This is a genomic window from Secundilactobacillus similis DSM 23365 = JCM 2765, from assembly GCF_001311075.1.
Lineage (GTDB): Bacteria > Bacillota > Bacilli > Lactobacillales > Lactobacillaceae > Secundilactobacillus > Secundilactobacillus similis.
In genome coordinates this window covers 1-8,299 of sequence record NZ_BBAD01000111.1, presented here as the reverse complement: position 1 = coordinate 8,299, position 8,299 = coordinate 1, and the positions used below count along the sequence as shown (strand labels likewise).

Annotated in this window: 4 protein-coding genes and 1 pseudogene; all 5 read right to left on the bottom strand. The window is 46.9% G+C overall.

What is annotated here, in order from left to right; translation table 11 throughout:
• Positions 1 to 260: 260 nt before the first annotated feature.
• On the bottom strand, positions 261 to 2,486 hold the full coding sequence (locus JCM2765_RS15320) for an alpha-galactosidase (protein ID WP_054737444.1): 2,226 nt from the start codon (positions 2,484 to 2,486) through the stop codon (positions 261 to 263).
• Between the two features lie 41 nt (positions 2,487 to 2,527).
• Positions 2,528 to 4,425 (bottom strand): annotated as a pseudogene (locus JCM2765_RS15315) (sugar MFS transporter).
• Between the two features lie 360 nt (positions 4,426 to 4,785).
• Positions 4,786 to 5,400: a helix-turn-helix transcriptional regulator gene (locus tag JCM2765_RS15310; protein WP_054737445.1), complete on the bottom strand. Its 615-nt coding sequence runs from the start codon at positions 5,398 to 5,400 to the stop codon at positions 4,786 to 4,788.
• A gap of 464 nt (positions 5,401 to 5,864) precedes the next feature.
• Positions 5,865 to 6,842 carry an aldo/keto reductase gene (locus JCM2765_RS15305; RefSeq protein ID WP_054737443.1) on the bottom strand — a complete coding sequence of 326 codons (978 nt, stop codon included), beginning with the start codon at positions 6,840 to 6,842 and terminating at the stop codon, positions 5,865 to 5,867.
• Positions 6,843 to 7,025: 183 nt separating this feature from the next.
• The gene (locus JCM2765_RS15300) at positions 7,026 to 7,526 is read right to left on the bottom strand and encodes an AP2 domain-containing protein (protein WP_054737442.1); all 501 of its coding nucleotides are present in this window, start codon (positions 7,524 to 7,526) and stop codon (positions 7,026 to 7,028) included.
• Between the last annotated feature and the right edge of the window lie 773 nt (positions 7,527 to 8,299).

Here is an 8,299-nt window from a genome sequence, read left to right as displayed (position 1 = left end):
AGCCGTGAAATTTCACTTAGCTGGTGAATTTCCAGGTTAGTGAAAGGCCGAATTCTGAGACGTGTTTTTCCGGCTCAGAATCGTGCCCACGACGTTCCAGCCCAAATTTTCTGACCGACCGGTTGTGCCCACAATATCAGCCATGATTAACGCGCCAACGAAGCCAAATTTCACAAACTTCGCACACTATCGCTGGACATAAACAACAGCAAACAAAAAACTCGGTACTGATTACTCAGCACCGAGTTTTTCATTTGTTATCATTCAACCGCATCAATCACAAAGCGTTGCGAGCTAAAGTCCGCCAGTTGCTTAACCGCGGCAGTTTCATCAAACACCTTGGTCAAGAATAGACCGGCATTCATCAATTCGTCACCGTAATAAGTCGCGTCCCCGCCATTGATTCGGTACTGCTTATCGGGATCAAGGCCCTTAAAGTACTGGCGTAGATAAGGGGCGTTCGGCCGACTTAGTAACTGGTAACGGCAGGCAATGGCGTGGTCTTGCTTGTCATCAACGACCATCCAACTCATGACGTTCCCATCACCCTCGAATAAACTATCAATTCGGTACAGCTTACCAAACTGGTAAAGCGACCGGTGTTGCTTGTAGAAGGCCACCTGCTCTTTAACGATTTCGGCTTCTTCCTCAGGCATTTTGGTAATGTCGAGTTCGTACCCAAATGCGCCGAAGTAGGCCACGTTTGCCCGAGTGGCTAACGAGGTTATTCGACCGGTTTGCTCATTCGGTACGGCCGAGACGTGAGCGCCCATCATCGATTGTGGGTAGCCGTAAGATGTGCCCAACTGGATTTTCAACCGTTCAATGGCATCCGTATCATCACTGGTCCAAGCCTGTGGCGCGTAGTACATCATGCCAAGGTCAAAGCGGCCACCACCAGAAGCACAGGATTCAAACAAGACATCCGGATACCGGCTCGTCAACCGCTCGTACAGTTGATAAACGCCCAAGATATAACGATGGCTCACTTCCAACTGTTGGTCAACAGGAAGGCCGGTACTAAAGACTTCGGTCATGTAACGGTTCATATCCCACTTGATGTAGTCCAGATGAGTTTCATCGATCACCTTGCTCATTTGCTCAAATAGGTTATCCACTACGATTTGCCGACTGAAGTCCAGCACGAATTGGTTCCGTCCGGGCGTTGCCCGCCGTTGTGGCGTATGCAACAACCATTCTGGGTGTGTGCGGTACATCTGACTATCCAGCGACAGCATTTCCGGTTCAAACCAGAGGCCGAACTGCAAGCCGAGGTCGTGGACTTGATCTGCGAAGTGACCGATACCCTTTGGCAGTTTGTGCGGATCCGTGACCCAATCACCTAACGAGGTGTGGTCGTCATCCCGGTGACCGAACCAACCGTCATCCAAGACAAACATTTCAATGCCAAGGTCCTTCGCCTTTTTCGCGATACCTAGTAGTTTTTGATCATCAAAATCAAAGTAAGTGGCTTCCCAGTTGTTCACTAAAATTGGCCGTTCTCGCTTAGCGAAGTTTGCGTTCACCAAGTGTTGAGCGTAAAAATCGGCGAGTTGTTGGCTCAACTGGTTGAACCCGTCAGTGGTATAACTCAACACACATTCTGGCGTTTGGAACGTAGCACCTGGCCGCAGGTGCCACCCAAAATCGGCCGGGTTGATGCCCACCAACACACGACTCGTAGCATACTGGTCCACTTCAACTTGGTCTAAGAAGTTCCCGGAATAAACGAGGTTGAAACCAAACACCCCGCCCGCATCTTCCGTGGTATCCGGTCGTGCCAGCATCATGAAGGGATTTTGTTGCGGACTTGAACTTCCGCGAACGCTATCGATCAGCTGAATGCCTGACCGAAGTGGTGTCCGAATCATGTGGCGTTCCCGTGACCAACTACCAGAAAATTGAACTAAGTCGTACCGGTCATCCGGTAAATCGACCTGGGCACTTAACGCCGCATTTAGTGTCACACTAGTCACGCCATGATTCTTAAAGTTGGCACTCCGAACAATCACGTCTTGGTGTGGAAATACCGTGTAGTTCAGCTCTAGATCAAGCTGCGTCAAATCATCCGTCAGGTGAACGATCAGCGTCTCAGCACCATCATCCGTATCGTCAAACGTCGATGGTAGCCCCGTCAGCCGCTGCTTTCCCTGAACAACTTCGTAATGGTCGTACCGGAAATCGGTTAACCGACTACCATCCGCCTGCGTGACTTGATAGGCTGGCCGGCGAAAATCACCGGTGCCAGTTGCGGCATACTCCTGTTTAATGGCATCCAGTTGAAAATCCGGTTCCGTTAAATCGTACGCGGGCATGGAATTCTTAAGTTCTCGTCTCGCGAGGTTCGCATACGATGGTCGAACGTGAATCTGTTTACCGTAATACAACTGACCTAATACGCCATGCGCGAGTACCTGGAACACGTAACTCGTGTGGTCCGTTTGTAGGTGAAAAACCTGATTTGTTTCATCAATGTGAATTGCCAAAAAATGACCTCCTCTAAGGCATAACATCCGTGTGTTAAAGTTTATGACTCAATCTTCAAAATCGGATCACCATGCGTTACGGTACCGTTTTCATTTAACGATACCGGTTGAACAGCCGTATCAGTGACCACTACCATTACAGTATCATCATACCCCGCTTTTTCAAGGGCTGGTTGCCAAAATTCAATCAGTAAGTCACCCTGCTTCACAACTTGATCCTGTTCGACATAGGAAACAAAGCCCGTTCCCCGCATATTAACGGTATCGATTCCGATATGAATCAAGACACTTAACCCATTATCAGCCACTAAACCAACGGCATGGCGGGTTGGGAAGGTTGCTTTCACTTTACCATCAAACGGCGCGTAAATTCGACCATCACTTGGTTTGATTGCAAAACCGGCGCCCATTTTACCTGAGGCAAAGTTTTCGTCATTCACGCTTGCGAGTGGAACTAGCTGCCCATCAATTGGACTCATGACGGTAACTGCTTGTTCACTTGCCACCTCGGCAGTCGCGTCATCTTCAGCTAAGGTTTTGCCCCAAGTGCGTTCAAGTTCATCCACGATCCGTGCATGTTCCTTTTCATCCAACGTCACCTTCTTAAAGAAGATCAACGTGCCAAGTAAAATCAACGCAACTGGTACCCCAAACATCATCAGTTTGAAGACCAAGTGACCGTGGTTACTGATTGTTGATGCCGAAGCACCAGCCGTCATACCAGCCCAAACGGCAGTTAACCCAACCACCCCGTTAGAGATGGCACCACCCATTTTATCCAACAACGGGCGAACTGAGAGGTCAGTGATTCATCACGGTGTCCAAACTTCAATTGACCGTATTCAACGGAGTCGGTAATGATCATCAGCACAACCAAGAAAATCAGGGGTTGCGGAATGTAGAAGAGCACGGCAGCGGCCAAGACCATTGGTAAGGAGTTACCGGCAAATAAGAACAGGATCAACGCAATCAACATGATCCCAATTGAAATGAAGAACACGTTGCGACGACTGAACTTTTGCGCCATTGGTGGGAAAGCTAACACCGCGAACACCCCAATCACCGCGTTGATTGAAGCCAACAGACTGAACTGAGCAGCGTTGCCCAAGATATACGTGAAGTAGTACAGCTCCAAGGCGTTGGTGATTTGCATCCCAGACGTGTACAAGGCGTAGGTCAACGACAACCACATCAGTTGGTCGTTTCGCGTTAACACTTTGATGACACCGCTAAAGGACGTCTTTTCCTTATTTTTCCGAAGTTCCGAATTCTTTTCCTTGGTGCCCAAACCAACGATCAGTGCCGAAACAAAGGAAACTGTTGCAACAACCATCGCAAAGGCAAACCAGCCCCGGTTATCCCCTTGCCCATGATTAGATACTTGTGAAAACATCAAAACGATTGGCATCACCATGACCCCAACGATATTGGCCCCAATGTTAGAGCCAACCCGCGCAAAGGTCGCCGTCTTTTCCCGTTCTCGTGAGTCAAAGGACAGTGCCGGAATCATTGACCAGAACCCGACGTCCTTGAACGAGTAGAAGATATCCATCGTGATGTAGAGCACCGCGAAGATGATTAAGTAGAGTAGCGGGTTAGACGTATTTAACCCACCCATATTCGTAAATAGAATTGCAATTGTTACTGAGCTGATCAGCCCACCACCAACGATCCAGGGCTTGAAGTTGCCCCAACGCGTTGACGTGTTATCAATCGTGTTCCCAATAAATGGATCGATGACTAATTCGAAGAACCGTAAAAACATAATGATCATCGTAATGTAACTGATCATTTTGGCGCCACTGGCACCGTTATCAAATAAGTGCGATGTCACAAACATGATAAAGTATGTTGATAACGTTGCGTAAAACATATCATGACCGAAGGCCCCAAATGCGTATGAGAGTCTCGATGTCATGACTTGACCTTTATTCTCCATGAGAAACCCCTTTTTGCGTAGGCATACCGCGATAATTTTAGTTTGGCTTTGAGCGCCTAACTGTACACTACCAAATTGGATGTTTTGTTAAATAAAACGTCACAATCGGTACGTTTATAATCTATATTACTTTATTTCGAAATGCAAGCGTTTTCTTGATTAATCAATCATCAGCCCCGCCATACCGCATTTTGAAAATATTTAAGCCCGTTTTACTAAAATTTATCATCTTTGAAACATCTTACTTTAAGACATCATACTGCAACGTTTACCGAAAATTAATCAGTTGTTTTCGACAACCAACCGGTTAAAAAAAGTGCCAGCCCGAATTTTCGGACTGACACATTAACTTGTTCTTGCTTATTCGACTTTTTCAATAAAGTGCTGGAAGATGCGGTTTTTCGTAATTTTACCAATCACTTGGTACCGGTCCCCCTTTTCAACTACTGGTAGTGAATCAACCTTATGCTTCAATAATAGCTGACCAACCGCCAAAACGGTGGCATCCGCCGTTACCGTCACAATGTTTGGCATCCGCGTCATCACGACACTGGCCAACATTGATTCCGCATTACTATTATTAAAACTGGCCCGCAGCAGGTCCTTTCGTGAAATCAGTCCGACCAGTTGATGCTCATCGTCGACCACGTACAACGACCCAACATCCTTTAAAAACAGTTTGCTGACCGCTTCTTGCAAACTAGTATCGTCCTTGATCACCGCAGCCGGCTGTAAGATCTCCGAAATCGGCGTTTCATACAGGTTATGGTAGTCTAAGCTAACCCGCTGATCGCCCTTGTAGACGTAGCCCACCTTCGGCCGCGCAGCTAAAATTTCCACCGCCGTTAATAATCGCAAATCCCCGCGGATCGTTGGTACACTAAGATTAAGCTGCGTCGCAATTTCTTCACCAGTCAGTGGACTGGTCTGTTTTAACATCTCAATAATTGTTTTTTGCCGCTTTGTGAACTCCATGTCATCAACCCCGCTATTCAATCTGTGTCTCGTTTATGGTTCATTATAGCACCAATAACACGTTATATTATAATAATTGTTACTTTTATTGATGAATTCATAATTTTACTGGGATTCGTTAGTGTTGTGAACTAAAAAATATCAATTTTAGGCTAATGTGACCACCTTATTTTAGGTTTTTGACATTGCAGTTCTTGGGTGAAACACGTGTTCCTCAAGATTGCGTATAAAGCGCCCCAAGCAAGCCTGCCCAAACTGGTAGGTTCACTTGAGACGCCGTTATCATTTTCTTTCTAACTGTCTTGCGCCACGCTTTGGTACTTTACTGTACTCGAGCCGAAACGCGCTCCTCAAAGCAGAGACCTGCACCTAAGCCCCTCTCACCACAAACCCCAAAAACCGGGGTTTATGGCGAGAGGGGCTTAGGCTCCGGTCTCTAACCGCTTTGTTCCGCGCTCTGTCCTTTACCACAAATATTCCACTGGATCCTTAATATACTGATCATAAACATCCCGCACGATCTGCATATCCGTTTCCGACAATGGTGGTAACTCTGAGGATACCGTGTTGCGTTCAATTTGATCTGGTGAGCTGGCACCTGGAATCACTGCTGAAACGGCATCATACATTAAGATGTAACGTAAGGCCGTCGCCGCCAAGTTATCCGTACCCAAGCGCTTTTTCAGTTCTTGAGCTGCCTTAACCCCCGTTTGGTAATCCACGCCTGAGAAGGTTTCGCCCTTATCAAACAGTTCACCATTTCGGTTGGTTGTCCGGTGGTCATCCTTGCCGAATTGCGTTGTCGCAGTGTATTTACCCGTCAGCAGGCCACTCGCAAGTGGCACCCGGGCCAAAATACCTATGTTATTCTTCTTGGCTAAATCAAAGAACAGGTTCGCTGGCCGTAGCCGGAACATATTAAAGATAATTTCAACGGCACTAATGTCGTAATCCATCGCCTTGATGGCCTCTTCAACCCGCTCAACACTGACACCGTAGTTCTTGATCTTACCGGCTTTCTTCAACTTATCCAGCGTGAAGAAGGTTTCTGGGTGGTAGTAAATCGACATTGGCGGACAGTGTAACAACACAAGATCAAGCGCTTCAAGCCCCATGTTTGCCAACGATTCATCCACGTAACGCGTCAAGTGTTCTGGATCAAAGTGAGTCACGCTTAACGGTTCTTCCTTCCGGCCAATCTTGGTTGTAAAATGCACATCAGGATGGCTCGCGATAAATGCACCAACGGCCTTTTCACTTTCGCCGCCCTGATAACCATCTGCGGTATCAAAGAAGTTAACGCCACGATCATAAGCTTCCGCCAACGTTCGGTCAGCATCTTCAATATCGAACGGTGCGCCCCACTTACCACCAAGTTGCCAAGTGCCTAAAGAAACCTCACTAATATTAAATCCCGTTTTACCAAGTGTGCGATACTCCATCTGAATAAACACCCTTTCCTAATCCGTATTCAATTAGCCAACTAGCTCAATACACAAGCCGTCAACCTATTTTAACATCAGTATAGAAGTTAGAGTCGCCTCTAAGTCAAGGATAATTTAAATGCAGGGCGTTTTTCGCAACGCTTAACTAAAATTCTACTTTAGATTTCCGCTACTGTACGACTATGAGTCCGTGTTGTCATCTGAATCATGATCCCGGTGCAAGCCTAAGTAACGTTCTTCAGCTTTACGCCGCGCGTTAATGGCCTCTTCAATCGTATCGAAACTCTTCAAAAGAACGTAGTGGTGCTGATACATCAAGCGCGCGAACCACTTACCGGTTTCTTGGTCATACGATACCCCGATGACCCCCGTTTTGTTCCGTGGTGATTCGTAAATCGAGCTTAGTGAAACCCCGTCATCCGTCCGTAATTGTTCAGAGCGACCCATGTATTTAACAAAATCTGGGTTCTTAAACACCCGTTTCCGTGATAAATCCCGTCGTAAACACCCACAACTCTTGGTAATGCCAGAACGTAGGCGGACCCCATCGACCACAACTTGGTTGCCGCAATCACACTGACACAGCCACATGGCGTTCGAGTTCGCCACGTTATTGCCACTATACTTCAACACGACCAATCGCCCAAAACGCTGGTTTGTCAGGTCAATCCTTTTACTCATGCTTTTAATTTCACCCTTCCACGTGCTCCCCTAACACGCTTCGGCGGCATGATTTGTCCCGAGACGCGAGCATCGCATTGCTTAACGAGCGGCTTGCTAGGTCAAGCCACTACTATACACTTTTGTTATATTCAATTAATAATAAAATAATTTTACTATGTAAATTAACTTTTAACAACAAGTATTTAGCAGTTTTGTTAGATTTATTTCTTTTCACAAGTATGGCGGCAATTCCCGGTGTTGTCCATCTTTCTGCTTGTGGTTATAACGTGGAATTTGACTGTCGTTTGTGTCCAGCGTAAGCATCATTGATGTGAGTTTGTGAAATGTGATTTGTGTGAACTGACGATTCCGGTCAGCGACTAGGTTCCAGCTGTGGGGCCGGCCTGAGCCAAAGGGCGGTCTCAGTCCTCAAATTGAAGCCTCGCCAAAAAAACGTGCGAGTCTTCAATTTGTCCCCGATAATTGGCGGTTGTCGGAAGGGCACCAACAACCACCAATCATCGCGACACAGCATCCACCTAGCCGCTCACCTGCATCTTACATTGCGTAGCTCGGCACTATCGCAGAACATCTCAAAACGCGTTGAACGGCAACGTTATGCTACAGTGTGACAGCGATTGATGTTAACTCGATAAACAGCACAATCGGTCAGCAGTCGTCATTTCCGTGATGAACGAACGTAGCCTATCCTGAACGTTGACTCAACTTGCTTGAACGTACTGCTCACTCGATGTTGTTACGTTGCCGTTTAACACTTGCTGAGATGCTTG

Coding starts and splice junctions, on each gene's coding strand:
- JCM2765_RS15305 (WP_054737443.1), bottom strand. CDS start 6,842: ATGGAGTATCGCACACTTGGTAAAACGGGATTTAATATTAGTGAGGTT.
- JCM2765_RS15300 (WP_054737442.1), bottom strand. CDS start 7,526: ATGAGTAAAAGGATTGACCTGACAAACCAGCGTTTTGGGCGATTGGTC.
- JCM2765_RS15310 (WP_054737445.1), bottom strand. CDS start 5,400: ATGGAGTTCACAAAGCGGCAAAAAACAATTATTGAGATGTTAAAACAG.